Raw genomic sequence first — 686 nt, forward strand, 5'->3', positions numbered from 1 at the left:
CCTCGAAAGCGTCAAGCATCGTCCCGTACCCGCTGCACATGCTCTTCACGGCGAGCACGTTCGAGTTGAACTCGTGGAACGCGTCACGCGCCGCCCGATAGTTCTTGTACCGGATCTCGTTCATCGCAGACAGGTCAACGTCCGGGTCGAGCATCCCCCACGTCTTCCGCAGCCCGCCGCCAAGAGTGACGACAACATCGAAGTCTGAGAGGGTGAGCGGCTGATCACCGGCAGCAATCCGGCGAAGCATCCCGTCCGCAGAACGACCGTCAGACTCGTCAGCCTTCCGAAGCTGCGCACGAAGCGCAGCCTCCATATCAATATCGAGTCGTCCCGCACGAACCTCAACCATGAGCGTCGCGATCGCAGACTCTTCCGCCTCAAGTCGGTTCACACCGGCAAGACCGTAGGTTGCTACGGCTTCCCGGTAAACACGGGTGATGGTCTCACTTGTACTCATTGTGTGCCTCCATGTCAGCAGCAAGATTGTTGAGCCCGTCAGCGATACGGCGCAGCTCAGTGGATGTGAATAGGCGCGTGTACTGCGGCATGATCGTGTGGTGCGCCCGCGGCCACCAGTCGTTCAAGATCAAGTCGCGACGACGCTCAAGAGTGAGCGATTCAAGAGCATCAAGCGCACGCCCGATCGCAAGACACCCCTGCTCCGCGTTCTGCTGAATCGCAGC

The 686-nt window shown here is 59.9% G+C and carries 2 protein-coding genes; both read right to left on the minus strand.

From position 1 onward, the window contains the following. Positions 1 to 460, minus strand: a 460-nt coding sequence (locus ABD115_RS16565; RefSeq protein WP_343962923.1) for a hypothetical protein, incomplete at its 3' end; no start/stop codon positions are given. After that, positions 447 to 686, minus strand: a 240-nt coding sequence (locus ABD115_RS16570) for a hypothetical protein (protein ID WP_343962924.1), incomplete at its 5' end; no start/stop codon positions are given. The genes ABD115_RS16570 and ABD115_RS16565, both read right to left, overlap by 14 nt.

It is taken from the genome of Leucobacter albus, from assembly GCF_039528015.1.
Lineage (GTDB): Bacteria > Actinomycetota > Actinomycetes > Actinomycetales > Microbacteriaceae > Leucobacter > Leucobacter albus.